This is a genomic window from Arthrobacter sp. AOP36-C1-22, from assembly GCF_052377515.1.
In the GTDB taxonomy this organism is placed as follows: Bacteria; Actinomycetota; Actinomycetes; order Actinomycetales; family Micrococcaceae; genus Arthrobacter_H.
The window spans coordinates 26,292-51,560 of the sequence record NZ_JBQSWW010000009.1 but is presented as its reverse complement, the minus strand read 5'-3'; the positions used below and the strand labels follow the sequence as shown (position 1 = coordinate 51,560).

Here is a 25,269-nt window from a genome sequence, read left to right as displayed (position 1 = left end):
GACACTGACGCGATGCGAGGGGCACCAACGGCATGACTGAATACCCACCCAACCCCGACGACCTGCCCGGTTCCGAGCCCGGTCAGGATGCCGGAGTGCCGGAGGGCGCCGGAATCCCGCCGGCTCCCGGGGGCTTCGAACCACCGGCGGCGCCCGGCTGGCAGAACCCACCGCAGCAGGGGTGGGGGGCCGCACCGGGCCAGGGCTGGGGCCACCCGGCCCCCGGCTCCTGGGGAGGACCACCGGGCCCCGGCGGAGGGATGCCGCCTCCCGGCCAGGGCTTCCCCCCGGCGGGCCCCTACGGATATGCCCCGCCGCCGAAGCCCGGGGTCGTCCCGTTGCGTCCACTCGGTCTCGGGGACATGCTCGACGGCGCCTTCCAGGCGGTCCGCCGCAATGCCGGTTCCACGCTGGGCCTGTCGGTGATCGTCCAGCTCTTCATCGGAACCATCAGCGCCCTGCTGGCCATCCCGTTGCTCACCGTCATCGCCGACCCCGGCTTCGCCGACGGTGCCGAACCGGATTTCAGCGCCCTGGCCGGATCCTTGATCACCATGGTCGCGGGCAGCCTGGCGGCCGGGCTGGCCTCGGTGTTCCTGATGATCATCGTCCAGGGGGCCATCACCATCCCCGTGCTGCGGGCGACGCTGAACCGCAAGACCCGCTTCGGGCAGGCCCTGCGGATCCTGCGCCCCTCGATCGGCAGGCTCCTGCTGGTCGCGTTGCTGTACCTGATCGCCGGGATCGCGGCGCTGGCCATCTGCGCAGGCATCGTGACCCTCGTGGCCTTCAACGCCGATACGGCCGCCACCTTCACCACGGCGGCCATCGTCGTGGTGCTGGCCATCCCCACCACGCTCTGGATCTCGATCAAACTGACGTTCACCGTCCACGCCGTCGTGGCGGAGAACCTGCCACCGCTGGCGGCCATGGCCCGATCCTTCGCCCTGGTGAAGTCCTCCTGGTGGCGGTGCTTCGGGATCCTGCTGCTGACCGGCATCATCGTCGCGATCATCACCAGCCTGATCACTTCCCCGCTGAGCATGATCTCCGGGTTGCTGGGCGGGATGCTGGCCCCCGAGGATCCGGCGGCCCTGGCCGGCCTCCTGGTCAAGATCGGCTTCGTCAGCACGATCCTCGGCGGTATCGCCGCGGGACTGGGCTTCGCCTACGAATGCTCGGTCACCACGCTGCTCTACACCGATCTGCGGTTCCGTCGCGACGGTTTCGACATGACCCTGCTGCGTGAATTCGACAGCGGCATCGATGCCCCGATCCCGGGCCTGCCGACCGTCCCCCCGGCGGGCAACTCCCCCGGCTACCCGGCGGGCCGCTGACCCGATGCCCTCCGCGCTGCCCCTCCTCCTGCAGTCCCCGCACTATCTTCCCGACCGGGACGAAGCCACCGGTGAGCTGACGCGGGAACTGGCCCGGCAGGAGTATGCCCAGGCGATGCCCAACCCCATCGTGGTCTTCCTGAAACAGGTCTGGGCCGATTTCGTCCAGTGGGTGGATTCCTTGAATGCGCTGGCCCCGAACCTGGGCTGGCTCGTGGTCCTGCTGGCCCTGGCCATCCTCATCACCCTGGTCGTCCTCTTCGCGCGCCCCCGGTTGCAGCGCCGGGCCCGCACGGCGCAGGAGGCCGGGGCCGAGGTGGACCTGGATGCCACCCTCGGCGCCGAGGACTACCGTCGACGGGCCGACCGCGCCTTCCTGGCGGCCGACTATGCCACCGCCGTCCTGGAGCGGTTCAGGGCCTTGCTGGCCCGGGCCGAGGAACGCACCCTGCTGGAGCCCCGGCCCGGACGGACCGCCACCGAAGTCTCCACCGCGCTCGGGCAGGCCTTCGCCGGCGAATCCCCGGCACTGCGGGAGGCGGCCAGGCTCTTCAACGCGGTGCATTACGGTCATCACGAGCCCAGCGCCGAGGACGCCCGCAACCTGACCACGCTGGAGGACCGCCTCTCCACGGCCACCCCCTCAGCCGCCCGGGCGGACCCGGGAGTGGTGGTGCCCAGATGAGTCGGATCAAGGATGGCGATCGCCTGCTGGCGGCCCCGCGTCCGGCCTCGGCCCGTTCGGTCTGGGCCGGCCGCTGGCGGGCCTGGCGGTTGTGGATCATCATCGCCGTGGTGGCCGTGCTCGCCGCCGTCTACTACGCCCTGGCCAACGGCCCCCACGACACCCGGGTCCTGAGCCCGCAGAACCCCGGCCCCGAGGGTGGGAAGGCGGTGGCACGGGTCCTGGCGGACCACGACATCTCCGTGGAACAACCCGACGGACTCGACGCCGCCCTGGCTGCCCTGCGGGCCGACGGCGGGACCACGCTGCTGCTCCACGACCAGGGCGGCTACCTGAACCAGGACCAACTCACCGAACTGGACGAGGCCGCCGGCCGGACCGTACTGGTGGAGCCGGGCTTCGATGAGCTCCGGGTCTTCGCCCCCTCCACCCGCCCGGCCGGCGTCGTCCCCGAGGAGGCCGACTCCCCGGTGGCTGCCGACTGCCCGGTTCCCGCCGTCGCCGAAACGCGTGAGGCCGCCGCCGGCGGGAAGAAGTACCGCGCCGCGAGGGGATGCTTCAACTACGGGGCCCGGGACCACGAGGCCTACGGCTACGTCGTGGAGGGGACGACGACGGTGCTGGGCAACCCGGCCTACCTCGACAACGGCCATGTCCTAGACTTCGACCATGCCCCGTTGGCCTTGCGCACCCTGGGGGCCGAACCAACGCTCGTCTGGTACCAGCCCACCGTGGCGGACCACGAGTTCACCGGCCCCGCGGCGAACCCCTTCGAACTGCTCCCGGATTGGGTTTCCCCGGCCACCGGCTGGCTGCTGCTCCTGGGGGTCATCGCGATCCTCTGGCGGGCCCGCCGGGACGGCCCGTTGGTGAGCGAACCGCTTCCCGTCGTCGTCCCCGCCTCGGAGACCGCCGAGGGCCGGGCCCGCCTGTACCGTGACGCCCAGGCCATCGACGCGGCCGTCGCCGCCCTGCGGTCGGCGTCATTGGACCGCCTCGCCGTCCGCCTCCGGCTCGGGCACGGCAGCCGGGCCGATGACATCGTAGCCACTGCGGCCAAGGAGTCGGGCCTGCCCGGTTCCCGCCTGCGCCGCCTCTATTTCCCCGAAAAGATCACCGGCGAGGCCGGACTGGTCGAATGGGCCCAGGAATTGCATACCGTCGAAAAGGAGATCGGGATCCCGTGAGCGAACAAGTCAAAGAGGCCGATACGGTCCGCCAGGCGCTATTGGACGTGCGCCATGAGGTGTCCAAGGCCGTCGTCGGGCAGGATGCCACGGTCACCGGGCTCCTCATCGCCCTGCTGGCCCAGGGACACGTGCTGCTCGAGGGCGTGCCCGGGGTCGCGAAGACGCTGATGGTGCGCACCCTGTCGGCGGCTTTGGACCTGGATACCAAGCGGGTCCAGTTCACCCCCGACCTGATGCCCGGCGACGTGACCGGTTCGTTGGTCTACGACGCGAACACCGCCGATTTCAGTTTCCGTGAGGGCCCGGTGTTCACCAACATCATGCTGGCGGACGAAATCAACCGGACCCCGCCCAAGACGCAGGCCTCGCTCCTGGAGGCCATGGAGGAACGTCAGGTCAGCGTGGACGGGATCAGCCGGCTGCTGCCCGAACCCTTCATCGTGGCCGCGACGCAGAACCCCGTGGAATACGAAGGCACCTACCCGCTGCCCGAAGCCCAGCTGGACCGGTTCCTGCTCAAACTGACCATGGAGCTTCCCGAACGCGAGGACGAGATCGAGATCATCCGCCGCCACGGCGCAGGGTTCGATCCCCGCGACCTGGCAGCGGCGGGGGTCCGGGCGGTGGCCAGCGCCGATGACCTGGCGGCAGCCCGCCGGGCGGTGGCCGCGGTGACGGTGTCACCGGAGGTCATCGGCTACATCGTCGACATCGCGCGGGCGACCCGCAATGCCCCCAGCTTCCAGCTGGGCGTCTCCCCCCGCGGGGCGACCGCCTTGCTGAACACCTCCCGGGCCTGGGCGTGGCTCTCCGGCCGCGACTTCGTGGCCCCCGACGACGTCAAGGTCCTCACCCTGCCGTGCCTGCGCCACCGGGTATCCCTGCGGCCCGAGGCACAGATGGATGGGGTCGGGGCCGACGACGTCCTGCAGTCCATCCTGGCCACCGTGCCGGTCCCCCGCTAGGGCCCGGCATGGCCCTGTACCGCCGTTTCGTCTGGCTGGCCCTGCTCGGGCTCGTGCCGGTCGTCCTCTGGCCCGGCGTGCCCACGATCCTCATCGCCCTGGGCGTGCTGTCCGCCCTGGCGGGACTCGATGTCGCCCTGGCCGCCTCCCCCCGGGTGGTGGTCATCGAACGGGCCATCCCGCGCAGTGTGCGCCTGGGGGAACCGGCCACGGCCCAGCTGTATCTGCATAATCCAGGAACCCGCAGGTTGCGGGGTTCCGTCCGGGACGGCTGGCAGCCCTCGACGGGAGCCCGGAACACCCGTTTTCCCATTGACCTGCCCGCCGGCGAGCGCCGGGTCTTCGCGATCAACCTGCAACCGGTCCGGCGCGGGGACCTATCGGTGCACCACACCACCGTGAGGTCCTCGGGTCCAATGGGTCTGGCCGCCCGTCAACTCACCCATGCCAGCGCAGGCACCCTGCGGGTGCTTCCCCCCTTCCACGCCAAACGCCATCTGCCCTCCAAACTCCAGCGTCTGCGCGAATTGGACGGCCGGGCCGCGATCCAGGTCAGGGGCGCGGGCACCGAATTCGATTCACTTCGAGACTACGTCCGCGGTGACGACGTGCGCTCCATCGACTGGCGGGCCACCGCCCGCCGACAGAACGTCGTCGTGCGGACCTGGCGGCCCGAACGCGACCGTCGGGTGGTCATCGTCCTGGATACCTCCCGCACCTCGGCGGCCCGGGTGGCCGACGAACCCCGGCTCGATACCGGGATCGAAGCCTCCCTGCTGTTGGCGGTGCTGGCCGAACGCGGCGGGGACCGGGTCGATTTCCTGGCCTACGACCGCAGGCCACGGGCCCGGGTCGAATCGGCGTCCAAGGCCGTCATGCTCACCCAGCTGGTCGAAGCGATGGCCCCGTTGGAGCCCGAACTCATCGAGGCGGACTTCTCCGGCCTCCCGGCACAGGTGCGGGCCATCTCCACGCACCGTTCCCTGCTGGTGCTGCTCACCGCCCTGGACTCCGGCGCCGTGGAAGAGGGGCTGCTGCCCATCCTGCCGGCGCTCACCTCCCAGCATGTGGTGGTCATCGCCGCGGTGCGGGACCCGGAGCTGGACGAACGGGCCGCCGATGTCTCCGATGCCGCGGCCGTGTACCGGGCGGCTGCCGCGGCCAGAACGTTGCAGCAGCGGGAGGCGTTGAAGACCCAACTGCGGGCCGTCGGCGCCGAGATCGTCGACGCCGCCCCGTTGGAGCTGCCTCCGCTGCTGGCCGACACCTACATCCGGTTGAAGGCCACCGGGCGGCTCTAGGACACCCTGGAGTCCCCGTCCCCGTCCCCCGGGTCAGTGGGAGCCGAGGAAGGCCAGGACCCTGGCCAGCATCGTGTCCGTCGCCCCGGCGTCGTATTCGGCGGTGGAGGAGTCCGCGAACAGGTGGCCCGACCCCGGGTAGAGGAACAACTCGGCGGCCGGCGCCTCGGCGACCAGGGCGCGGGCGGCGTCGGCATCTCCTTCGTCCATGAAATAGGGATCCTCTTCCGCGGCGTGGATCTGCACGGGGACCCCGGCCGGCCAGGAGGGCGAGAATTCGGTGACCGGGACGCAGGAGGAGAAGAACAGGGCGCCGGCGGCCCCGGGACGGGTCTGCGCCAGCTTCTGGGCCGGCATCACGCCCAGGGAGAATCCTGCGTAGACCAGTTCCGGGCCCAGATCCTCCACGGCCCGGGTGCCGCGGCCCACCAGCTCCCCGAAACCGATCTTCGAGGCGTGGGCCACCCCCTCGTCCAGGGTCTCGAAGCAGTGCGCATCGAACAGGTCGGGAGTGTGCACCGTATGTCCTCCGGCCCTCAGGAGCTCGGCGAACCCCTCGATCCCGGGGGTCAGGCCCAGTGCGTGGTGGAATAGGACGACGTCGGCCATGGTGGTGCCTCTCCAGTGGTGCGTGCTCTGTCGGCGGGCCCGTGGACCCGATCCCAGAATGGTGGACTGGATGACCAATGACAAGGCCTCCGGCCCCCTGGCGGACCGGCGCCCGGACCTTGACTACACTTCCACGGCCCGGCGCCCCCGGTGGCAGGACCTCCCCGAGGAGGTCAGGGAGCTGTTGGCGCGTTGGGTCGGCGGACGCCTCGACGCCGTGGACCCCGCCGGGGGTGGCTTCACCCACGGGTTCGCCGCTGTCCTTCGCGGGCCCCGTCCGCTCTTCGTCAAGGCCATCCCGGCGGATGATCCATGGATCGCCCCCGCGTATGCCCGGGAGGTCGAAGTGCTGGGGGTCCTGCCCTCCGGCGCCCCGGTCCCGTCACTGCTGGAGCACGACATCCTCGCCGGGTGGCTGGTCTTCGCCACCACGGCACTGGACGGGTGGATGCCCGGCACCCCATGGACCCTGGCCGATGCCCGGGCCATCCACGACAGTTGCCTGCTCACCAACCAGGTCCTGGGCGACGCCTCCGCAAGCCTGCCCGCTACCGGACGCCTCGAACTCCAATGGGACACCCACCTCGCGGACCCCGACGGCGGACGGATGGTCCTGGAGTCCGGCCGGCGCCCCGACCATCTGCCCCCGTGGTTCATCGGTTCGGCGGGGGACGAATTGGCCGGGGACATCCTGCGGGCGGCCTCCCGCATCGACACCGCCCTGTCCGGGCCCGTGCCGCTGAACAACGACTTGCGGGCCGACAACGTGGTCATCTCCCGGGCCGCGTCCGGTGGATTCCCGGCCGGTACCGCCTGGATCTGCGATTGGAACTACCTGGCCACCGGTCCCGGCTGGGCCGATTGGGCGGTGCTCTGGCCTTCCCTGCTCGACGGCGGCCTCTCCCTCGAGGAGGTCTCCTCCTGGGAATTGACGGCCGGGGCCGCTGACGCGGATCTGGACACCTGGTTCTCCGCCCTGTTCATCTACTATGCGGAAGCCGGCAGCCGGGAACCACTGTCCACCAGCCCCGCCCTGCGCAGCCACCAGCAGCTCTGTGCCCTCCAACTGCTGGATCTGCTGGCCCTGCGCTTCGGAGCCCGCCGGGCGGTCTAGGGCAACTGGTACTTGAACCCGATATGCGAGCCCACGAACCCCAGCCGCGTGTAGAACCGGTGGGCCTCGACCCGGGAGGCATCCGAGGTCAACTGGACCAGGGAGGCTCCCAGGGCCGGGGCGGCGATCCCGGTGACCCAGCGCAGCATCGCAGATCCGAGACCGGCGGACCGGTGCCCGGTTCCGACGCGCACCGCTTCCACGAGCAGCCGGGTGCTGCCCCGGCGGCTCAACCCCGGGGTCCGGGTCAGCTGCAGCATCGCGATGGCGGTGCCGTCGGGGTCCTCGACGAGCAGCAGGTCGTTCCCCTGATCGTCCACCAGGTCCTGCAGCGCGAGCCGATAGGGTTCCGGATCGCTTCCGGGGCCATCACCGCGGGAGGCGCTGATCGAATCATCGGCCAGCAACCGCATCAGCCCCGGCAGATCCCCCTCCTGCGCCCGGCGCAGGGTCAACGGGCCGCCGCGCACCGTCAGGGTGGCGGGCAGGGGCAGGTTTTTCAGCATCGGGTCTCCAGGCCTTCCTCCACGGGGGGGGTGTCTCAGCCGCCCAGCCGGACCTGGTCCAGGGCGTCCGCCGTCCTGGTAAGCCGGCGCAGCACGCGGCGGGTGGTCTCTGGGGTCGTTGCTTCCAGTCCGGGGGCCGGCATGAGGGTCAGGGCCCCGAGCAGGGCATCGGGTAGTCCCATCCTGCGGAAGTGCCGGTGGACCGTCTCCACGGCGGCGGAGACCCCGGGGAGTTCCTGACCCGGGTCCAGGGTTTCGAGCCAGAGCCGTCCGCCCTGGTCCAGGAGTTCCGCGCAGCGTTCCCAGGCGGCGATATCGGCCCGCCCGTGAAGGCAGATGGTGTCGAACCCCACGGCCAGGGCCTCGGTGATCAGTTCGGGCCAGGAGGGGCCTCCCCCGGGGAATCCGGTCCCCGGGGCCAGGATCACGGTTTCCGCCCCGGCCTGGTGGAGTGCCTCGACCAGGACCTTGCAGTGCCTGCCTGCTTCCTGCCGGTCCACGGCCCGCAGGCTGCGGTATCCGCTGGCGGTGGGGACCGCACCGCCCAGGACCGCGGCGGCGCCGGGTTCCTCCACGACCACGGTCAGCGCGGACGCCCCGGTGACCCGACGGACGTCCTGCAGATGCCTCGCGGCCCCCTCGGCCAGGGAATCGGCCAGATCCCGGCGGGCCCCGGCATCAGAGAGGATCTTCTCCCCCTGGTGCAACGAGATCCCTGCCGCCAGGGACAGCGGCCCCCTCAGCTGGAGCTTCAGGGCCCCGGGGTCAGTTCCGGCGGCCCCGACGACGTCGGCCATCACCCCCAGGTCGGTGCCCAAGGCGGAAACTGCGCGGCGGTGATCCAGCCCGGGGCGGTCGGTCAGACGCCAACCGTGGGGTCGGACCTCGACATAGAGTTCGGTGAGCAGGGCGGCCGTACGGCCCACGGCATCGGAGCCGACGCCCCGATCGGGCAGCTGGACCAAATGCGGCAGATGGGGCTCGCCCAGCTCACCGCGGATGATGCGGGTCGATTCGAGCGGGTCGGTGCCGGGCAACGGCCCCTGACCGGTGACGCGGACGCTGCTCAGCGGTCCTCGCCTCCCTCGGGGGCGCGGGAGGCCGAAATGGCCTGATGATGGCGGATGACCTCGTCGATCACGAAGTTCAGGAACTTCTCGGCGAAGGCCGGGTCCAGATGTGCCTCGCCGGCCAGCCGGCGCAGTCGGGCGATCTGGGCGACTTCGCGGTTCGGATCCGCCGGGGGCAGCTGGTGTTCGGCCTTGAGATGGCCGACCTTCTGCGTGGCCTTGAACCGCTCGGCCAGCAGATAGATCAGGGTGGCGTCGATATTGTCGATGCTGCCGCGCACCGACAACAGTTCCTGCATGATTTCGGGGTCCACGCTCCCGGACAGGGAGGAGGCGGTGGGGTCGTAGTCCTCGCCCGGGGCGGGCTGGGCGTGCGGCTCGTTGCTCATGGGTCCCATCCTAGTTGGGAGTGGCCCGGGGCCCGACGGTGTTACGTGGTGCGTGCCCGCTTGACCGGCAGTTTCCACAGCAGCAGGACCGCCAGGACCAGTGGAAGGATCCACCCGGTCCAACCCAGCGGCGCCACGACGAGCAGGTCCAGATCCGAGGTGGCCGCGAACACCACATACAACCCCGCCGCGGCGTTGAAGGACCCGTGGGCCAGGGCGGCCGGCCAGACGCTCCCGGAGGCCATCCGCAACCAGGCGAATACGGCGCCGAAGCTGATCGTCATCCCGGTCATCGCCAGCAGGCTCAATCCTCCGGGGACCCCCGGGTAGTTGTACCCCAACAGGATCAGCGGGGCGTGCCATAGTCCCCAGATGATCCCCGAGATGAGGACGGTGGCAGTTTTTCCCCAGGGTTCCAGCCGGGGCACCAGCCACCCCCGCCAGCCGATCTCCTCGGCCAGCGCCGGAACCATGTTGATGATCGACCCGACCAGGATGCTCACTAGTTGCGTGCCCAGCAGTACTGCGGTGGGCATGGACATGATCTCCCGGGCGGCCTGAGGGGCCTGCTGGGCCATGAGGCCACGGAGTACCGGAGGTGGGTGACATCGGCCGGATAGAGTCCCAGGAGGGCTCCCAGGAGCAGCCCACCGACCACCAGGAGCATCGGTAGCAGCCAGCCGGCGGCCAGGAAGGCGAGGAAGGGGCCCACGGGCTTCAGCGGCCAGAGGCCCAGGCTGCGGGCGATCCCCGGCCCTCCGGGACGCTGCGCCTTCGGTTCGGCGAAGCGGGTGACCAGCAGGGCCGCCGCCGTCGGGGTGAGCATCATGACCAGCGCATAGACCGTGAACAACGGATCGCCCAGGCCCTGGCCGCCGAGCCACAGCGGCAGTGCCACCAGCCAGGCCAGCACGTAGGCGATCACGATATAGAGGACGATCGGTTTCAGGCGGACGGATCGCATGCGCGAGCACCTCGGGGGTCGGGGAGGAAAGGTCCATTCCAGCGTAGTCCCGCGACGGGACGGCCGGGGCGGATGGCCTACAGTGGAGGGGCCATGATGAGTAGACGAGACGCCGCGATTGCCCTGGACATCCCCCTCGAGATGGCCACCCGACACGGGATCCCCAGCCGGCTGGAGGAATCCGAACTCGCCGAGCTGCAGGCCGATCCCCCACCATGGCTGATCCAGTCGATGCAGAACCGGCAGGGCAAACGACCGGTCTGGGTCCATCTGACCTGCACGGTCTGCGGCCGCTCCGAAGCCGCCCGGCCGAAGAAGTGGTGGCCGGACTTCGATTTCGTCTTCTGCGCTACCCATTCCCCCCGCGAACTACCCGCGGTTCCGGCCGGACGGGTGCGCTGTGAGTACGAGCAGGTCGCCGGACCGCTGACCGGTGTCGTCGACGAGGCCGCCCACTAGAATCCGGCCTCCACCTGCCGGTCTCCTAGGAGGAAACGCTGGCCGGATCCCAGGACAGGCTCCGGGCGGTGTCGATGGTGGCCTGCCCCAGCACCCGGGTGCCCTGGTAGATCACCATCGTCTGTCCCGGGGAGACCCCCTGGAGCGGATCGTCGACGTCGACCACGAGTTCGCGGTTGGTCCCACCGTCTTCCGCGGCGACCTCTTCCAGCCAGCCCACCGCCTCCACCGGATCGGCGTGGGCGCGGACCTGGACCATGCAGTCGAACCGTTCGCCGGCCATCGCTTCCTTCAGCGGCAAGCCGGCCCAGCTGACCTTGATGCCCCGCAACCGATCGACCGAGAGCAGTTCCTTGGGTCCGACCACGACCTGGTTGTCCTTGGGCCGGATCTCCAACACGAAGCGTGGTTTGCCGTCGGAGGCGGGACGGCCGATCTTCAGCCCCTTGCGCTGCCCGACGGTGAAGGCGTTGGCGCCGGGGTGGCTACCCACGGAGTTGCCTTCGTGGTCCAGGATCTCCCCTTCGCTCAGTTCGATGCGCTCCTCGAGCCAGCCTCGGGTGTCCCCATCGGGAATGAAGCAGATGTCGTGGCTGTCCGGCTTCTTCGCGACCGACAAACCACGGCGTTCGGCTTCGGCCCGCACCTCGGCCTTGGACGGGGTTTCGGCCAAGGGGAACAGCGAATGGCCCAGCTGCTCGTGGGTCAGCACCCCGAGCACATAGGACTGGTCCTTCGCCCAATCGGCGGCGCGATGCAGTTCCGGGTTCCCCTCGGCATCGGTGATGACCTTGGCGTAGTGGCCGGTGCATACGGCGTCGAAGCCGAGGGCGAGCGCCTTTTCAAGCAGGGCCGCGAACTTGATGCGCTCATTGCAGCGCATGCAGGGGTTCGGGGTGCGTCCTGCGGCGTATTCGGCGATGAAGTCATCGACGACGTCTTCCTTGAAACGCTCGGAAAAGTCCCAGACGTAGTACGGGATGCCCAGTTTGTCACAGGCCCGCCAGGCGTCGTTGGAATCCTCCACCGTGCAGCAGCCCCGGCTCCCGGTGCGCAGGGTCCCCGGCATCCGCGAAAGCGCCAAATGCACCCCGACGACGTCGTGCCCGGCATCCACGGCGCGCGCCGCCGCCACCGCGGAGTCGACCCCGCCGCTCATTGCTGCCAATACCTTCATACTCTTAATCCTGTTCCTGCTGTTTGGATGCTGCTTTTCCTGGCGGCCATACCTGCCTGTTTCGCCCGTTGGTGGGCTTCGGGCAAGGCCTCCACCAGGGCCTGGACGTCGGCTTCGGTGGTGGTGTACCCGATCGTGAACCGCTGGGCCCCGCGGGCCGCCTCCTCGGTGCGTCCCATGGCCAACAACACGTGGCTGGGTCGTGGCACCCCTGCCGTGCAGGCGGACCCGGTGGAGGATTGCACCCCGAGCATGTCCAGCACGAAGAGCAAGGAGTCCCCCTCGCAGCCTGGAAAGGTGAAGTGGGCGTTGCCCGGCAGCCGTTCCCCCGAGGCTCCATCGGCGGCCGGCCCGCAGAGTTCGGCATCGGGAACCGCATGGCGGACGCCGGCGATCAGCCGATCGCGCAGCCCGGCCAGGCGCTCGGATTCGGCGGCCAGGCCGGCCACTGCCTCACCGGCGGCCGCGGCGAAGGAGGCAGCGGCTGCGGTGTTCAGGGTTCCCGAGCGGAGGGCCCGTTCGTGGCCACCACCGTGCTGGACGGCGGTCAGGACGATGTCCCGGCGCACCAGCAGGGCCCCGATGCCGACGGGCCCGCCGATCTTATGGGCGCTGATGGCCATCGTGGCCAGGCCCGACGCACGGAAGTCGACCTCGAGGGCGGTGAACGCCTGGACCGCGTCGGAATGCAGGGGGATGGAGTGGGCCGCCGCCAGCGTGGCCGCCTCGGCGACCGGTTGGACGGTACCGACCTCGTTATTGGCCCACATCAGGGTCACCAACGCGATCGATACGGGATCCCTGGCGATTTCGGCGGCGAGCTGGTCCAGGAGGATGCGTCCGGTGGAGTCCACGTCGATCCAGCTGATTTCGGCCCCTTCATGGGCGGCCAGCCATTCGACGGCATCCAGCACGGCATGGTGTTCCACGGTGCTGCACAGGATCCGGCGGCGGGCCGGGTCGGCGCCATTGCGCGCCCAGTAGAGGCCCTTGATCGCCAGGTTGTCCGATTCGGTCCCGCCGGAGGTGAAGATGACCTCGGAGGAGTGCGCCCCGGCGGCCGCGGCCAACTTCTCGCGGGCTTCCTCCACGACGGTATGGGCACGACGACCTGCACCGTGCAGGGACGACGGGTTCCCTGTACGGCTCAATTCCTGGGTCAGCACGGCGAGCGCGGACGCCGACATGGGCGTGGTCGCCGCGTGATCGAAATACACGGGCTGGGTGGCGGACACGTCACGATTCTACCGCCGGAGCCGCCGATGTCAGTACCCGTCGAGCTCCGGAACGGGGTTGATCCGGTCACCATCGGCCCCCAGATCGGTGTCCAGGGTGATGGCGCGGGCTTCGAAACGCCGGTCCCGGCAGAGCTCATCGATCAGCTCGGCCCCTCCCCCGATGATGGTCGAGTCCTCGAACAGTTCGGTGGAGAACATCCAGGAACGGTCGGCGCCCCAGGCCAGGTCCGGTGCCTGGCGTTCGGAAAAACCGGTCCCCTCTTTCCAGAGCGGCGAGGCCAGATCCTCCAGGCTGCCGGAGAAGAGGTAGTAGGAACGGTAGCCTTCGGGGCCGATCTCGAGCTTCGGGCCCTCGAGTACCCGGGCGGAGAAGGCGGGTCGTTTGAGTTCTTCCCGCAGCAGGGCCTCGCGTTGGGCCGTGGCGGGGTCGGCGGCTGCTTCGTCGGCTGCCAGGACCTCGACGGCATCGCCTCCCCGGATGAAGGCATACCCGTCCCACAACCCCAGATACACCTCGGGCCCCGCATGCCGGGAGATGATCTCCGCCACGGCGGCCAGATCGGTGGCCGGCAGGCCGTCACCGGCGGGCGCTTCACCATCCCAGGCGTCCTCGGTCCATGCCATCCCGGTGTCGTCGATGCCCGAGACGGCGGAGAACTGGGCCCCGGCATGCAGCACGGTCCCGCGTTCGAGGGCGATATCCGCCCAGCGCACGGGGTTTCCGTCCTCGTCGGAGGCCGGATGGAAGATGCGGGCATAGGCGTCGAACCCCGCGGGGATCTGCGCGGCCGCCGTGGTGGCCGGCGGTCGGGTCTCCAGGACCCTTTCGAGTGTTTGGGCGATCCACTGTCCGGGCCCTGCCCCGGCGAACGTCATGGCCATGCCTCCACCCTACAAGCCGCCGGGCTGGTAGAACTGAAGGGACCCGTCCCGAGGAGCCAGACCCCCCGTGAGCATGTATCTCCCCCCACTCGTTCATCCGATCCACGACTTCGCGCATCGCCGCATCGATTTTTCGCAGCAGGTCGCGGTGATGGCGATCATCAACCGCACCCCCGACAGCTTCTACGACGGCGGGGCGACCTTTGCCCTGGACGCCGCGCTCGATGCCTCGCTGGCTGCCGTCCAGGCCGGCGCCGCGTGGCTGGACATCGGCGGGGTGCCGTTCGCACCGGGTCCTGAACTCCGGTGGCAGGAGGAAGCCGACCGGGTGGTCCCGGTGATCCGCTCCATCCGCGAGCAGACCGATGCCATCATCTCCGCCGACACCTTCCAGCCGCAGGTCGCCGAGGCGGCCATTGCCGCCGGCGCCGACGTCATCAACGACACCACCGGGATCTCCAACCCGGATCTGGCCCGGGTGGTGGCCGATGCCGGGGTGCATCTGGTGATCACGCATTCGCTGGCCAAACCCCGCACCGTCTACCCGCGCCCCGATTATGCGGATGTGGTCCAGGACGTCGCCGGCTTCCTGCAACGCAAGGTCGAACTGGCCCGGAGCCTGGGGATCGACGAGGGCAAGCTCATCATCGATCCCGGACACGACCTTAATAAGAACACCCGGCACACCCTGGAGGTGACCCGGAGGCTGGATGAGATCGCCGCACTGGGTCTTCCGGTGCTGGCCGCGGTGTCCAATAAGGACTTCATCGGCGAGACGTTGGACCAACCCAAATCCGAACGGCTCAGCGGGTCGTTGTCCGCCGCGGTGATCTGCCTGATGAACGGGGCCCGGATCCTGCGCATGCACAACATCCCCGAAGCCGTCTCGGCCGCACGGCTCTTCGAGTCCACGGCCGGATGGCGTGAACCCGCCTATTTGCGGCACAACATGTCCGACGTCAACGAGCCGGCCCGGCTGCCGGGACGATAGATTGGTCCCATGGTCCAGCAACTGATTCCACCGCGCCGCGATGACGGCTCCCCCCATCTGACCGATGAGCAGCTCCTGGAGCTCTATGCTCCGCAGGACCGCGCCCTGGTGCGCTTCAACTTCGTGGCTTCCGCCGACGGGGCGGCCACCACCGGCGGCACCTCCGGCGGGCTGGGAACCGACGCCGACCAGCGCCTCTTCGCCCTGCAGCGCCGCCATGCCGACGTGATCCTGGTCGGTGCCGGAACGATTCGTGCCGAGGGCTACGCCGGTGAGCTCCTCGACGCCGAGGCCCAGGCCTGGCGTCGCGACCGCGGCCTGCCCTCCCATCCGGCCATCGCCGTCGTCTCCGGATCCCTGGCCCTGGATCCGGAATCCGATTTCTTCACCTCCGCCCCGGTCCCCGTGCTCGTCTTCACGACCGGTCCCGCGGATCCGGCCCGCCGGGAGGCGATCTCCCGGGTGGCGGAGGTCATCACCGCGGGAGCGGACGACGTCGACCCGCGGCAGGTCCTGGCCGGGTTGGGCGGGCGCGGGCACCGGATGGTCCATGCCGAGGGCGGGCCGACCCTGTTCGCCTCGTTCCAGCGGGCCGACGCGGTGGATAGCCTCTGCCTGACCGTCTCCCCGGTGCTGGCCGGCGGGGAAGGCCAGCGCATCGCCACCGGGCCCACCTCCGGGAACCAGCCGGTCAGGCTGGCCCTGCTGCTCGAGGAAGCCGGCGCGTTGTTCACCGAATACCGCAGGGCCCCGGCCCACGACTCCGAGTAACACGCTGGTTCATCCGGAACCAGCTCCCGGTGCCGTTCGTTCGGCACAACAGATACACCCATCAGGCAGCCCTTCGGCGCCCACGGAAAGGTCAGGCGTGTCCCCGGCAAGAACCCATTACGAGGTCCTGGGCATCACCCGTGATGCCTCATTGGCCGAAGTGAAGACCGCCTACCGTCGGGCGGCCCGCACCACCCACCCCGACCAGGGCGGAGACGCGGCGGCGTTCCGGGTCGTCTCGCTGGCCTACCAGACCTTGCGGGACCCGGTCTCGCGGGCCGCCTATGACCGCAGCTACGGCACCTCCTCCGCCTACCAGGTCCCGGCCTCCGACGCCCGGGCGGCCGCACGGAGCACCCCCAGGACCGAGCCGGCCGGTGGGCGTCGACCGACCGCCACCGACTCCGTGCGCTATGTCCCGGCGTTCTCCAGCACCCCGACCCCGGTGCTCACCGAGACCGTCGCCTCCCGGCAGATCCACGGGGCTCCCCGGAAGCGCGGTCTGTTCACCCCGCAATCACGGTTGGCCCGCGAGGCCGGGACCGTCAGGTTGCTCTCGGGCCGGATCCTGCCCCACGTTCCTGCGGCCCGGCTGGTCAACGGCCTGCATTCACCGGCGGGCCGTGGATTCATCGACCATGTCGTGCTGTGCGGATACCGGTTGGCGCTGGTCAATTCCATGGTGTTGCCCCGCGGGGTCTACCGCTGGGACGGAACGACGTTGCACCAGGGGGGCAAGGCCATCGATCCCCCGCGGATGGCCTCCCTGGTCCGCGGGATGCAGGAGGCCTTCCCGGAGTTGAACGTCACCGGCTGGACGGTGGTCCATTCCCCCGATGACAACCTCCACGAACCGGTCATCGACTATGCCCGCGGCGCCGACCCGGCCTCCGCCTCGCTGACCCATGTGGTCAACGCCGCGAACCTGGTGCGTGAATTGAAGATGTTCCTGGGCACCGGCCCCAGCCCGAATGTCGTCGATGTCCCGCTCCTGTCCCGGTTGATCGGCGGAATGTACTGACCTGCACGCAGGGACCCCCGACCAGGCATAGGATCTAACGGTGTTCCGCATACTCTTCGTGACCCCAGAGATCCCCGGCAATACCGGCAATGCCATCCGATTGGCCGCCGTCACCGGCGCCGAGCTGCATCTGGTCGAGCCCTTGGGCTTCGATCTCTCCGATGCCAAGCTCCGTCGGGCGGGCCTGGACTACCACGATCTCGCCGACGTCCATATCCACCCCGATCTCGACTCCGCCTGGCAGGCGTTGGCTCCCGGCCGGATCTTCGCCTTCACGGCCGAAGGGGAAACGACGTACACCGATATCGGGTACCGGCCCTCCGACGTGTTGATGTTCGGCCGCGAATCGGTGGGGCTCTCCCCGGAGATCAAGACCGATCCCCGCCTCGAGGCCCGGGTCCGCCTGCCCATGCTGGCTTCGAGGCGTTCGCTGAACCTGGCCAACTCGGCATCGATCGTCGTCTACGAGGCGTGGCGCCAACAAGGCTTCGCCGGGGCCTGACGCGCCCTGCCGGCCTCGCCCTATCGGTCCCCGACCCCACCTGCCCTAAGCTGGGAGGGGAGAAAACGCCAGACCATCCAGGGATGAGGATCATGCACCACGAAGAGCCCGAGGATTTCCGTTACGGGACGCCCGAAGACGCCACGGATGATCTGGGTCTGGGCCTGGTCGACGATGCCTCGCAGGAAACGGTACGACGCCGGTCGGCCCCGGTGAAGAAATGGATGCTCGTGGTCGGCGCCGCGCTGGTGGTCGTCATCGGCATCACCGCCCTGGTGCTTGCCCTGATGCCACGCAACGTCGCCGGCGAGGTCGCCGATGCCCCGGATGTCACCGAGACGTCGGCCGGGGTCACCGGTGGAGGTCAGGCCGTGCTGCGCCTTTCGGAGTCCCTTGATGCCGGTTCGTTGGAACTGAGCGACCTGCCCGGAGCCCCCGACCAGCAGACCTACCAGGTGTGGGTCGAGTCCGTCGGCGGCGGAACGGTCAGTTCCGTGGAGGTCCTGGACCCCAAGGACACCAAGGACACGGTGGGTTTCAAATCCCTCGATGACATCGAATCCGTCCTGGTCACCACGGAACCGGTCGATGGTTCCAACGAGCCCAGCGATACCAAGGTCCTCGAGATCGACCTGCCGCACTGATCCGGCGGGCCCGCGGCCTCTTCAGGAGGCCGCGGGGCTCAGAATCCGGCGATGGTATCGGCCGCGTTGACCTCCACGACGTGGAACCCCTCGGCGATCCGTCCTTGCTCGAGCCCGTGGCGTTCGGCCAACGACTCCCCGTTGGCCCGTACGAACCGCTCCATCTTCGACACGTCGGGATGCTGGCTCAAATGGGCCCGCAAGGCCTGGAGCTTCGTTTCGAAGGTGTCGGTGATGTCCACTACATGGTTTTCCCGGGCTTCGGGTCCCCCGTAGAGCCACAGCCATCGCAGTTTGAAAGCCTGAAGCCCGGCGTCCTGCAGTTCCGGGAAGGCATAGGGGTTCTCCACCGCCGGGTACACGGCACGGGTCACCGCTTCCCCGCAGGCCAGGTGGTCGGGGTGGGAACGCTGCAGGCGCGTGAAATCCCGTTCGGGATGTTGGGCCAGCACGATATCGGGGCGTACCTTCCGCGTGATCTCCACGATCTTGCGCTGTACTGCGAACGAGGGTTCGAGGAACCCATCGGATTCGCCCAGGAAGTGCACGTCATGGACGCCGACGCTGCGCGCCGCTGCGCGTTGCTCGGCATGGCGCATGGAGACGATTTCCGCGCGGTGGGCAGGATCGAAGCCTCCGGCGTCGCCGTCGGTCATGATGCAGTAGTGGACCTCGACGCCGGAGGTGGTCCAGGCCGCGACGGATCCGGACGCCCCGAAATCGAGGTCGTCCGGATGCGCGCCGAAGCATAGGACCCGGCGGACGGTCTCACGTCGCGGGTCGAACACGGTTCCTTCAGCCCTTCCGACGCTGGATCTCGGCGGCGGCCTGCGGCAGGACGCTACGGGCATCGCCCACGATGCCGAAGTCCGCGATCTCGAAGATCGGGGCGTCCTCGTCGCTGTTGATCGCCACGATGACCTGCGAGGTCTGCATCCCTGCCTTGTGCTGGATGGCACCGGAGATCCCGGCACAGATGTAGAGCTGCGGGGAGATCGTCTTACCGGTCTGACCGACCTGGTAGGAGTGCTCGATCCATCCGGCATCCGTGGCCGCGCGGGAGGCACCGACTGCGGCGCCGAGGGCATCGGCCAACTGTTCGACCGGGGTGAAGTCCCCGTCCAGGCCTCGTCCACCGGAAACCACGATGCGGGCATCCTGGAGTTCCGGCCGGGCCGAGACCGCCTTCTCAACGGTTTCGGTGACCCGTGCGGCGGGGCCGGCATCGGCGACCTCCAGGGTCGTGACCTCCGGGCTCGTCGCTGCTGCGTCGGTCGGCTCGACGCTATTGGGTTTGACCGTGATGACCGGGGTGCCCTGGACGGCCCGGGCGTTGACGGTGTACCCGCCGGCCAGCACCGATTTGGTCACCGTCAGGTCGGCGGTGACATCCACCGCATCGGTGATGACACCGGCGGAGAGCTTGAGGCCCACCCGGGCGGCGATTTCCTTGCCATCCGCCGAGTTGGGCAGGAGCACGGCTCCGGCCGAGCAGGCGCGGGCCGCCTCGGCCACGAAAGCTGCTTCCCCGGCGATCAGGGTGCCGTCCAGCGCCCCCGCCGGGGCGTAGAGGGCCGTGGCCCCCAGGTTTGCGTAGGCGGCGACGGTTTCGTCTGCAGCCGGTGAGCCGAGGGCGACCACGGGCTCGCCGAGCCGGTGGCCCAGGGTGAGCAGTTCGCGCTGGGCCTTGCCCGGCTGTGCCGTGGGGGTGTCGATGAAAACCAGAATATTAGCCATCTGTTCGCCTCAGCTCCTAAAGAAGTTTCTTGTCTGCCAGGAAGTCGACCAGTTCCACACCGGCGTTGCCGGAGTCGGTGACAACCGTTCCGGCTTCCCGCGGCGGACGCGGGCTCGCGTCCTCGATCCTGGTCCACGATCCGACGGCGCCGACCTGCGAGGCCTCCAGCCCGAGATCCGACAGGGACAGTGCGACGGTCTTCTTCTTCTTGGCGCCCATGATGCCCTTGAAGTTCGGGTAACGCGCTTCCTCCCCCTGGTCGGTGACCGACACCAGGGCCGGGGTCGCGGCCTGCAGGGTCTTGGAGGTCGTGTCCGAATCGCGCCGGGCCGTGAGCACGCCGTCCTCCCCCAGTTCCAGCGAGGAGACCATCGTCAGCTGCGGCAGCGAAAGGCGTTCGGCCAGCTGCGCCGGGACCAGGGAGGTCTCGCCGTCGGTGGAGGCCATGCCGGTGATGATGACATCGAATCCGCCCAGATGGTTCACGGCCGAGGCCAGGACCAGCGAGGTGGCTGCGGCATCAGAGCCGGCCAGGGCCGGATCGTTGATGTGCACCCCGTCCGTGGCACCCATCTGCAGGGACTTCTTCACCGCGGCCGAGGCACGCTCCGGCCCCATCGTCAGCGCGGTGACGGTATGGCCGGCCTTGGCTCCTCCGCGCGCCTCCACCAACTGCAATGCCGCTTCGACCGCATATTCGTCCAATTCGGACAGGATGCTCTCGGACCGGTCGATGACATGGTCGGAACCGGTCAGGTGGCGGTCGAACTGCGCGTCCGGGACGTGCTTGACCAGGACGAGCACCTTCAGGGGTGCCCCGCTTGTCACGCTCATGATTGCCTTTCACTTGACTCGTCCGGCCGTAGGCGACCGGTACCGTCGATTTCACGGGAACAACCCGCGAATTCCAGTTAATGGGTATTAACAAAGACTAACGTCACAGGGACCGTGCCGCCAGCAGGTGACACCGCGGTCCGGAGACCAGCGTAACCGGCCCCCATCGACAACTGCCGCCTGCGGCCCTTGTCGGGGCCCCAAGCGGCAGTTGGTTCGGCGTGGTTTCCGGCTAGTCGGCGGGCAGGGCGCCCACGGTGGCCTCGACCGTCTTCTCGCCGTCGCCACGGGTGAAGGTGATCTTCGCCTGGCTGCCCTTGGCGTATTCACGGATGGCTGCCGTCAACGACTGGCTATCGGAAATCTGGCGTTCTCCGACCTTGGTGATGACGTCCCCGGATTTCATCCCTGCCTTGTCGGCGGGCGAGCCCGAGGTGACCTCCTGGACTTCGGCCCCGACACTGAACTGGGTTCCCGAGTCGGCCTGCTTGGCCTTGACCGTGACCCCGAGCAGACCATGGGTGGCGCTGCCGTCCTCGATGATGTCGTTGGCGATCCGGTGGGCGTAGTCCATCGGGATGGCGAATCCGACACCGATCGAACCGCTGTCATCGCCCCCGGTGCTCCCGGAACCGCCGGCTGAGGCGATCGCGACGTTCACGCCGACGATTTCACCTTTGGTGTTCACCAGGGCCCCGCCTGAATTGCCGTGGTTGATGGCGGCATCGGTCTGGATGACATTGACGTAGATCGACCCGCTGCCCGCGCTTTGCTGCTGTTGCTTCTCCCCGGGGAATTCAAAGTTGAACTGGTTGCCTTCATCGGAGGAGTCCTTCTGTGCCGAACTATCGGGCACCGCCGAGGAGGCGACGCTGATCGTGCGGTTCAGTGTGGAGATGATCCCGTCGGTGACGGTACCGCTCAAGCCCAGAGGGGCACCGATGGCGATCGCCGAATCACCGACGTTCAGCTTCGAGGAGTCCCCGAGCTTGGCCGGCTGCAGGCCATCGGCCTCGATCTTGATCACCGCGAGATCCGACATGGGATCGGTACCGACGACGGTGGCCTGGTGGACCTGTCCGTCACTGGTGCGCACGGTGATCTTCGGATCCGAGACGGTCCCCCCGAGGGTGACCACATGCGTATTGGTCAGGATGTGGCCGTCGGTATCGAGGATGATGCCCGAACCGGAGCCTCCCTGCTTCTGACCATCGACTTCGATGGTCACGACGCTGGGCGAGGCCTTGGCGGCCGCGGCGCTGACTGCCGTGACGTTCTCCGGGTTGTTGATGACCACGGCATCGCTCTTCTGCGAGGAACTGGCCGTGGGCTGCTCGGAGCCGTCCATCAGATAGTTGGCGCCCACCGCACTGCCCCCGCCGATGAGGGCGGCGATGACCATGCCGGAAATCAGCGTGGCGGTCCCGAAACGCTTGGGTTGGCGGCGCGGGGCCGGGGAGAAGGCCGCTCCCGGAGGGAAGTGGCCGCCACCGGTCGGAGGGGGCGTCGCCCCGGGGCTGCCGCCGGCCGGGAAGGTCCCGGTCCGGGGTTCACCGGTGACGGAGCGGTACTGTTCCGTGGTCGGTTCCGCCGGGGCCTGGGGCGGGGTCTGCGGGCGAGGCGGGACCATGGGGCCGCCAGTGGACGTCCCGGATCCATCCTCCGGTTCGCCTGTCGATCCTTGGGAGAAGGTGTTCCGTTCCTCGCTCATGACGTGGTGTCCTTTCTGGGAGTTCCTTGACTCCAACTATGACAACGTGCGCTGTGTCCTGGAGAAGCTTTACCTGAGCGAAACCTGTGAGAACACGGACGGGTTCCCGTGAGCCGGCCATCGCCGCCGCGTCGCTGTGGACGGCCCCAAATCATACCAATAGACTCAAAGACGACGGTCGAAGGCCATCGTGCGCCGGGAGCAGCCTTCCGGCGTGTGCCCCCAGCGGTGCTGGCCAGCCGTCACCGACGTCGAAGGGTGATCCATGCGATCCATTTCCAGACGCGTTCCGGCGGCCGCCGGATTCGCGTTGCTGTCCATGCTGCTCTTGGCGGGACCAGCGTCCGCCGAACCGCCGGTGACGATCCCCCCGGGCCAATACGTGGTGGACGACGCCGGGGTCCTGGGTTCGGAAGCATCCCGGGTCGACCAGGCGGTCACCCAGTTGCAGGACAGCGAGGGGCTGAACCTCTACGTCATTTACGTCGACGAGTTCTCCGACCCTTCGGATATGGATGCCTGGGTCCAGGACGTGGCCCGGAAGAAGGGCCTGGGCACCACGGACAGCGTGCTGGCCGTTGCCACCGACGCGCGGCAGCTTCGCTTGAAGTCCAGCGACAACGGAGAAATCGCCGCCCATGATGCGGACATCGTGACCGAGTACATCACCCCGGACCTGCGCTCGAACACGCTCACGGCCGACGACTGGGCCTCCGCGGCCGAGAATGCCGTCACCGGCATCGAAGCCGCCGCCTCCGGCGAACTCCAGGGTGCGTCCGGGAACGGCGCCTCCGCGTCCTCCGGCGGCTCGGCCGCGCCGTGGATCATCGGCGGGGTCATCGTGGTCGGCGGCGGAACCCTCTGGGTCCTGGGACGCCGGAAGAAATCCCTTCGGGAATCCCGTCGCCCCCGCTCGGCAGACACGGCACCACAGGACCCGCTGGCGTCGTTGAGCATCGAGGAGCTCCGGCACCAGGCCGGCCCACTCCTGATCGCCGCGGACGACGCCATCCGTTCCAGCGAGCAGGAATTGAATTTCGCCCTGGCCGAGTTCGGCGAGGAAGCCATCAAGCCATTCGCGGCGGATCTGGCCAAAGCCAAGGAACATCTGGGCGAATCCTTCAAACTCCAGCAGCAGCTCGACGATTCCATCCCCGATTCCGAAGCCGATCAGCGTCAGTGGCTGGGCACCATCATCCACCGGTGCGAAGCGGTCAACGACTCGCTCGAGGAGCACCGTGAGGACTTTGCCTCCCTGCGTGAGCTCGAACGCAAGCTACCCCAGGCCACCGCGTCCCTGAGGAGCCACCTGGAGGTGCTGCGCACGGATCTGCAGACGGCGAAGTCCTCGTTGACGGGGTTGGCCCAGCGGTATGCGGATTCGGCGCTGCTCCAGGTCAGGGACAACGTCGAACAGGCCGACGAACTCATTGATTTCATCGAGGACTCCCTGAAGACCGCTGCCGAGTCCTCCTCAGACTCCTCCGAGGCCGAGGCAGCCGTCGCGATCCGCGCCGGGGAGGAAGCCGTGGACCAGACCCGGGTGCTCATCGCAGCCATCGGCAAGACCGGGACCAGCCTGGGCCAGGCGAGCGAGGACGTGGAATCCCAACTGGCCGAGGCGCACCAGGACCTCACGCAGGCCCAATCGCTGGTCGATGCGGGCCAGCACCAGGAGCTGGCGGCGCCTGCTGCCGTCCTGAAGGAAACCATCGGCCGGATCGAGGAAGCCCGTCACCAGGGATGCGTGGATCCCGGCGACCTGCTGTCCCGACTGGCCCGCGCCCGGGAAGGCCTCGACGGCCCGCTGGGTGCGATCCGGGACCGCCGGGAACAAACCCGACGGGCTGCGGCTTCATTGCAGTCCGCCCTGCAGACCGCCCGGGGAAAGATCGACGGCACCGACGACTTCATCCGGGCCCGTCGCGGTGGCGTCGGCGCCACGGCCAGGACCCGGCTGGCCGAAGCCCAACGGTATTTCAACGAAGCACTCCAACTCACCGAACAAGACCCCGTCAAGGCGCTGCAAAGCGCCCAGCAGGCCGCCTCGCTCGCGGATCAGGCGGCTCGGCAGGCCGAGTCCGACGTCGATGGCTTCGGCGGCGGTTTCGGCGGCGGCCGGGGCGGCTACGGCCGCGGGAACGGCATGGGCGGAGCCATCCTCGGCGGCATCCTCATCGATTCGATCCTCCGCGGGGGCGGCGGGCGCGGCAGAGGCGGCGACGGCATGTTCGGAGGCGGCGGATTCGGTGGCTTCGGCGGCGGCGGAGGTGGAGGCGGCTTCGGCGGAGGCGGCTTCGGCGGTGGAGGCGGGGGCGGCAATTTCTGAGCCGCCGCCCGGGCTCCCAGAGGATTCCGGCGGTTCGGCCGCCGGTTGCAGGACCAGACCAGTTAAACCCCAGTGGAAGGTGACATCGTGATCAAGCAGTCAATCTTTGGGCGCATCGCCCAACTGGCCAAGGCCAACATCAACTCCATGATCGATTCGGCCGAGGACCCGCAGAAGATGTTGGACCAGATGGTGCGCGACTACACCAACAACATCGCCGAGGCGGAAACGGCGGTCGCGCAGACCATCGGCAACCTGCGCATGCTCCAACAGGACCATCAGGAAGACCAGGAGAATGCCCGCGACTGGGGCAACAAGGCCCTCGCCGCATCGCGGAAGGCCGATGAGTTCCGGGCCGCCGGCAAGGACGAGAACGCCAAGAAGTTCGACAATCTGGCCAAGGTCGCCATCCAGCGTCAGATGCAGTCCGAGGACGAAGCCAAATCCGTCGAGCCGACTATCGCCTCGCAGGAGGAGATCGTCGAGAAGCTCAAAAGCGGCTTGAACGCCATGAACACCAAACGTCAGGAATTGGTGGCCAAACGGGATTCGCTCGTCGCACGGGCCAAGTCCACGCAGGCGCAGTCCCAGGTCCAGGATGCCCTGAAGAGCATCGACATCATGGACCCCAACAGCGAGGTCTCGCGTTTCGAGGAGAAGGTCAGGCGCGAGGAAGCCCGCGTCCAGGGCGCCGCAGAGCTTTCGGCCTCCAGCCTCGACGCCCAGTTCGAGTCCCTCGAGGACCTCGGCGAGCAGACCGAGGTGGAGGCCCGCCTGGCGGCCCTGAAGGCCGGAGGCAGCCCGACGCCCGAGCTGGGCTAGGGACCACGAAGCCCGGCACC

The 25,269-nt window shown here is 68.7% G+C and carries 27 protein-coding genes; 14 read left to right on the top strand and 13 right to left on the bottom strand.

Annotated elements, in window-relative coordinates; all coding sequences use genetic code 11:
* Positions 1-32 precede the first annotated feature (32 nt).
* Genes ACT3S6_RS07230 through ACT3S6_RS07210 form a run of 5 tightly spaced genes read left to right on the top strand, consistent with a single transcriptional unit; the run spans position 33 to position 5,478 of the window.
* Positions 33-1,337, top strand: a complete 1,305-nt coding sequence (locus ACT3S6_RS07230; RefSeq protein WP_444554377.1) for a hypothetical protein — start codon at positions 33-35, stop codon at positions 1,335-1,337.
* Positions 1,338-1,341: 4 nt separating this feature from the next.
* Positions 1,342-2,022, top strand: coding sequence for a DUF4129 domain-containing protein (locus tag ACT3S6_RS07225; protein ID WP_444554376.1), 681 nt, complete (start codon positions 1,342-1,344; stop codon positions 2,020-2,022).
* Positions 2,019-3,209, top strand: a complete 1,191-nt coding sequence (locus ACT3S6_RS07220) for a DUF4350 domain-containing protein (protein WP_444554375.1) — start codon at positions 2,019-2,021, stop codon at positions 3,207-3,209. Before ACT3S6_RS07225 ends, ACT3S6_RS07220 begins: the two co-directional genes overlap by 4 nt.
* The gene (locus ACT3S6_RS07215; protein ID WP_444554374.1) at positions 3,161-4,177 is read left to right on the top strand and encodes an AAA family ATPase; all 1,017 of its coding nucleotides are present in this window, start codon (positions 3,161-3,163) and stop codon (positions 4,175-4,177) included. Before ACT3S6_RS07220 ends, ACT3S6_RS07215 begins: the two co-directional genes overlap by 49 nt.
* Before the next feature lie 8 nt (positions 4,178-4,185).
* A complete protein-coding gene (locus ACT3S6_RS07210; RefSeq protein ID WP_444554373.1) occupies positions 4,186-5,478 on the top strand; it encodes a DUF58 domain-containing protein in 1,293 nt (430 codons plus the stop codon).
* Positions 5,479-5,511: 33 nt separating this feature from the next.
* On the opposite strand, the gene ACT3S6_RS07205 is transcribed toward ACT3S6_RS07210, so the two are convergent.
* On the bottom strand, positions 5,512-6,087 hold the full coding sequence (locus ACT3S6_RS07205) for a dienelactone hydrolase family protein (protein WP_444554372.1): 576 nt from the start codon (positions 6,085-6,087) through the stop codon (positions 5,512-5,514).
* A 70-nt stretch (positions 6,088-6,157) separates the two neighbouring features.
* Between ACT3S6_RS07205 and ACT3S6_RS07200 the strand changes: the two genes are divergently transcribed.
* Positions 6,158-7,201: a hypothetical protein gene (locus ACT3S6_RS07200; RefSeq protein WP_444554371.1), complete on the top strand. Its 1,044-nt coding sequence runs from the start codon at positions 6,158-6,160 to the stop codon at positions 7,199-7,201.
* Here the strand turns inward: ACT3S6_RS07200 and ACT3S6_RS07195 are convergent.
* Genes ACT3S6_RS07195 through ACT3S6_RS07175 form a run of 5 tightly spaced genes read right to left on the bottom strand, consistent with a single transcriptional unit; the run spans position 7,198 to position 10,130 of the window.
* The gene (locus ACT3S6_RS07195) at positions 7,198-7,707 is read right to left on the bottom strand and encodes a GNAT family N-acetyltransferase (RefSeq protein WP_444554370.1); all 510 of its coding nucleotides are present in this window, start codon (positions 7,705-7,707) and stop codon (positions 7,198-7,200) included. The genes ACT3S6_RS07200 and ACT3S6_RS07195 overlap by 4 nt on opposite strands.
* Before the next feature lie 35 nt (positions 7,708-7,742).
* Entirely contained in the window at positions 7,743-8,744 is a 1,002-nt protein-coding gene (locus ACT3S6_RS07190; protein ID WP_444554369.1) for a hypothetical protein, read from the bottom strand.
* A 29-nt stretch (positions 8,745-8,773) separates the two neighbouring features.
* Entirely contained in the window at positions 8,774-9,166 is a 393-nt protein-coding gene (locus ACT3S6_RS07185) for a chorismate mutase (RefSeq protein WP_444554368.1), read from the bottom strand.
* A gap of 41 nt (positions 9,167-9,207) precedes the next feature.
* Positions 9,208-9,702, bottom strand: coding sequence for a lysostaphin resistance A-like protein (locus tag ACT3S6_RS07180; RefSeq protein ID WP_444554367.1), 495 nt, complete (start codon positions 9,700-9,702; stop codon positions 9,208-9,210).
* The gene (locus tag ACT3S6_RS07175; RefSeq protein WP_444554366.1) at positions 9,669-10,130 is read right to left on the bottom strand and encodes a hypothetical protein; all 462 of its coding nucleotides are present in this window, start codon (positions 10,128-10,130) and stop codon (positions 9,669-9,671) included. Before ACT3S6_RS07175 ends, ACT3S6_RS07180 begins: the two co-directional genes overlap by 34 nt.
* A 93-nt stretch (positions 10,131-10,223) precedes the next feature.
* On the opposite strand from ACT3S6_RS07175, the gene ACT3S6_RS07170 reads away from it, so the two are divergent.
* The gene (locus ACT3S6_RS07170) at positions 10,224-10,589 is read left to right on the top strand and encodes a hypothetical protein (protein ID WP_444554365.1); all 366 of its coding nucleotides are present in this window, start codon (positions 10,224-10,226) and stop codon (positions 10,587-10,589) included.
* 25 nt (positions 10,590-10,614) lie between these two features.
* Here the strand turns inward: ACT3S6_RS07170 and mnmA are convergent, their stop codons facing one another.
* Genes mnmA through ACT3S6_RS07155 form a run of 3 tightly spaced genes read right to left on the bottom strand, consistent with a single transcriptional unit; the run spans position 10,615 to position 13,886 of the window.
* On the bottom strand, positions 10,615-11,766 hold the full coding sequence (mnmA, locus tag ACT3S6_RS07165) for a tRNA 2-thiouridine(34) synthase MnmA (RefSeq protein WP_444554364.1): 1,152 nt from the start codon (positions 11,764-11,766) through the stop codon (positions 10,615-10,617).
* Entirely contained in the window at positions 11,763-13,001 is a 1,239-nt protein-coding gene (locus ACT3S6_RS07160) for a cysteine desulfurase family protein (protein ID WP_444554363.1), read from the bottom strand. The genes mnmA and ACT3S6_RS07160 overlap by 4 nt, the downstream gene beginning before the upstream one ends.
* Before the next feature lie 30 nt (positions 13,002-13,031).
* Complete coding sequence (locus ACT3S6_RS07155) at positions 13,032-13,886, bottom strand: hypothetical protein (protein ID WP_444554362.1); 855 nt, start codon at positions 13,884-13,886, stop codon at positions 13,032-13,034.
* A 73-nt stretch (positions 13,887-13,959) separates the two neighbouring features.
* Here ACT3S6_RS07155 and folP point away from each other — a divergent pair, with 73 nt between their 5' ends.
* The 5 genes from folP (at position 13,960) to ACT3S6_RS07130 (ending at position 17,815) form a co-directional block, all read left to right on the top strand.
* The gene (gene folP, locus ACT3S6_RS07150) at positions 13,960-14,877 is read left to right on the top strand and encodes a dihydropteroate synthase (RefSeq protein ID WP_444554426.1); all 918 of its coding nucleotides are present in this window, start codon (positions 13,960-13,962) and stop codon (positions 14,875-14,877) included.
* Positions 14,878-14,886: 9 nt separating this feature from the next.
* The gene (locus ACT3S6_RS07145) at positions 14,887-15,648 is read left to right on the top strand and encodes a dihydrofolate reductase family protein (RefSeq protein ID WP_444554361.1); all 762 of its coding nucleotides are present in this window, start codon (positions 14,887-14,889) and stop codon (positions 15,646-15,648) included.
* 97 nt (positions 15,649-15,745) lie between these two features.
* The gene (locus ACT3S6_RS07140; protein WP_444554360.1) at positions 15,746-16,669 is read left to right on the top strand and encodes a J domain-containing protein; all 924 of its coding nucleotides are present in this window, start codon (positions 15,746-15,748) and stop codon (positions 16,667-16,669) included.
* A 40-nt stretch (positions 16,670-16,709) separates the two neighbouring features.
* Complete coding sequence (locus ACT3S6_RS07135; protein ID WP_444554359.1) at positions 16,710-17,171, top strand: tRNA (cytidine(34)-2'-O)-methyltransferase; 462 nt, start codon at positions 16,710-16,712, stop codon at positions 17,169-17,171.
* A gap of 92 nt (positions 17,172-17,263) precedes the next feature.
* Entirely contained in the window at positions 17,264-17,815 is a 552-nt protein-coding gene (locus ACT3S6_RS07130; RefSeq protein ID WP_444554358.1) for an anti-sigma factor, read from the top strand.
* 38 nt (positions 17,816-17,853) lie between these two features.
* On the opposite strand, the gene ACT3S6_RS07125 is transcribed toward ACT3S6_RS07130, so the two are convergent.
* The 4 genes from ACT3S6_RS07125 to ACT3S6_RS07110 all read right to left on the bottom strand — a co-directional run bounded on the left by ACT3S6_RS07125 (position 17,854) and on the right by ACT3S6_RS07110 (position 22,098).
* The gene (locus ACT3S6_RS07125; protein ID WP_444554357.1) at positions 17,854-18,603 is read right to left on the bottom strand and encodes a PIG-L deacetylase family protein; all 750 of its coding nucleotides are present in this window, start codon (positions 18,601-18,603) and stop codon (positions 17,854-17,856) included.
* A 7-nt stretch (positions 18,604-18,610) separates the two neighbouring features.
* Positions 18,611-19,552, bottom strand: coding sequence for an electron transfer flavoprotein subunit alpha/FixB family protein (locus ACT3S6_RS07120; protein WP_444554356.1), 942 nt, complete (start codon positions 19,550-19,552; stop codon positions 18,611-18,613).
* Positions 19,553-19,568: 16 nt separating this feature from the next.
* On the bottom strand, positions 19,569-20,387 hold the full coding sequence (locus ACT3S6_RS07115) for an electron transfer flavoprotein subunit beta/FixA family protein (RefSeq protein WP_444554355.1): 819 nt from the start codon (positions 20,385-20,387) through the stop codon (positions 19,569-19,571).
* A 232-nt stretch (positions 20,388-20,619) separates the two neighbouring features.
* Positions 20,620-22,098 (bottom strand): trypsin-like peptidase domain-containing protein, encoded by a 1,479-nt coding sequence (locus ACT3S6_RS07110; RefSeq protein ID WP_444554354.1) that lies wholly within the window; start codon positions 22,096-22,098, stop codon positions 20,620-20,622.
* Between the two features lie 265 nt (positions 22,099-22,363).
* Between ACT3S6_RS07110 and ACT3S6_RS07105 the strand changes: the two genes are divergently transcribed.
* Positions 22,364-24,427 (top strand): TPM domain-containing protein, encoded by a 2,064-nt coding sequence (locus ACT3S6_RS07105; RefSeq protein ID WP_444554353.1) that lies wholly within the window; start codon positions 22,364-22,366, stop codon positions 24,425-24,427.
* An 87-nt stretch (positions 24,428-24,514) separates the two neighbouring features.
* Positions 24,515-25,249, top strand: coding sequence for a PspA/IM30 family protein (locus ACT3S6_RS07100; protein ID WP_444554352.1), 735 nt, complete (start codon positions 24,515-24,517; stop codon positions 25,247-25,249).
* Positions 25,250-25,269 lie beyond the last annotated feature (20 nt).

Bases quoted from the DNA above. Each gene is read 5' to 3' on its own strand.
- ACT3S6_RS07170 (WP_444554365.1), top strand. From the start codon at position 10,224: ATGATGAGTAGACGAGACGCCGCGATTGCCCTGGACATCCCCCTCGAG.
- ACT3S6_RS07105 (WP_444554353.1), top strand. From the start codon at position 22,364: ATGCGATCCATTTCCAGACGCGTTCCGGCGGCCGCCGGATTCGCGTTG.
- ACT3S6_RS07205 (WP_444554372.1), bottom strand. From the start codon at position 6,087: ATGGCCGACGTCGTCCTATTCCACCACGCACTGGGCCTGACCCCCGGG.
- ACT3S6_RS07185 (WP_444554368.1), bottom strand. From the start codon at position 9,166: ATGAGCAACGAGCCGCACGCCCAGCCCGCCCCGGGCGAGGACTACGAC.
- ACT3S6_RS07130 (WP_444554358.1), top strand. From the start codon at position 17,264: ATGCACCACGAAGAGCCCGAGGATTTCCGTTACGGGACGCCCGAAGAC.
- ACT3S6_RS07110 (WP_444554354.1), bottom strand. From the start codon at position 22,098: ATGAGCGAGGAACGGAACACCTTCTCCCAAGGATCGACAGGCGAACCG.
- ACT3S6_RS07175 (WP_444554366.1), bottom strand. From the start codon at position 10,130: ATGCGATCCGTCCGCCTGAAACCGATCGTCCTCTATATCGTGATCGCC.
- ACT3S6_RS07230 (WP_444554377.1), top strand. From the start codon at position 33: ATGACTGAATACCCACCCAACCCCGACGACCTGCCCGGTTCCGAGCCC.
- ACT3S6_RS07180 (WP_444554367.1), bottom strand. From the start codon at position 9,702: ATGCCCACCGCAGTACTGCTGGGCACGCAACTAGTGAGCATCCTGGTC.
- ACT3S6_RS07220 (WP_444554375.1), top strand. From the start codon at position 2,019: ATGAGTCGGATCAAGGATGGCGATCGCCTGCTGGCGGCCCCGCGTCCG.
- ACT3S6_RS07210 (WP_444554373.1), top strand. From the start codon at position 4,186: ATGGCCCTGTACCGCCGTTTCGTCTGGCTGGCCCTGCTCGGGCTCGTG.
- ACT3S6_RS07225 (WP_444554376.1), top strand. From the start codon at position 1,342: ATGCCCTCCGCGCTGCCCCTCCTCCTGCAGTCCCCGCACTATCTTCCC.
- ACT3S6_RS07200 (WP_444554371.1), top strand. From the start codon at position 6,158: ATGACCAATGACAAGGCCTCCGGCCCCCTGGCGGACCGGCGCCCGGAC.
- ACT3S6_RS07155 (WP_444554362.1), bottom strand. From the start codon at position 13,886: ATGGCCATGACGTTCGCCGGGGCAGGGCCCGGACAGTGGATCGCCCAA.
- ACT3S6_RS07215 (WP_444554374.1), top strand. From the start codon at position 3,161: ATGGGCCCAGGAATTGCATACCGTCGAAAAGGAGATCGGGATCCCGTG.
- folP (WP_444554426.1), top strand. From the start codon at position 13,960: ATGTATCTCCCCCCACTCGTTCATCCGATCCACGACTTCGCGCATCGC.
- ACT3S6_RS07145 (WP_444554361.1), top strand. From the start codon at position 14,887: ATGGTCCAGCAACTGATTCCACCGCGCCGCGATGACGGCTCCCCCCAT.
- ACT3S6_RS07115 (WP_444554355.1), bottom strand. From the start codon at position 20,387: ATGAGCGTGACAAGCGGGGCACCCCTGAAGGTGCTCGTCCTGGTCAAG.
- mnmA (WP_444554364.1), bottom strand. From the start codon at position 11,766: ATGAAGGTATTGGCAGCAATGAGCGGCGGGGTCGACTCCGCGGTGGCG.
- ACT3S6_RS07195 (WP_444554370.1), bottom strand. From the start codon at position 7,707: ATGCTGAAAAACCTGCCCCTGCCCGCCACCCTGACGGTGCGCGGCGGC.
- ACT3S6_RS07120 (WP_444554356.1), bottom strand. From the start codon at position 19,552: ATGGCTAATATTCTGGTTTTCATCGACACCCCCACGGCACAGCCGGGC.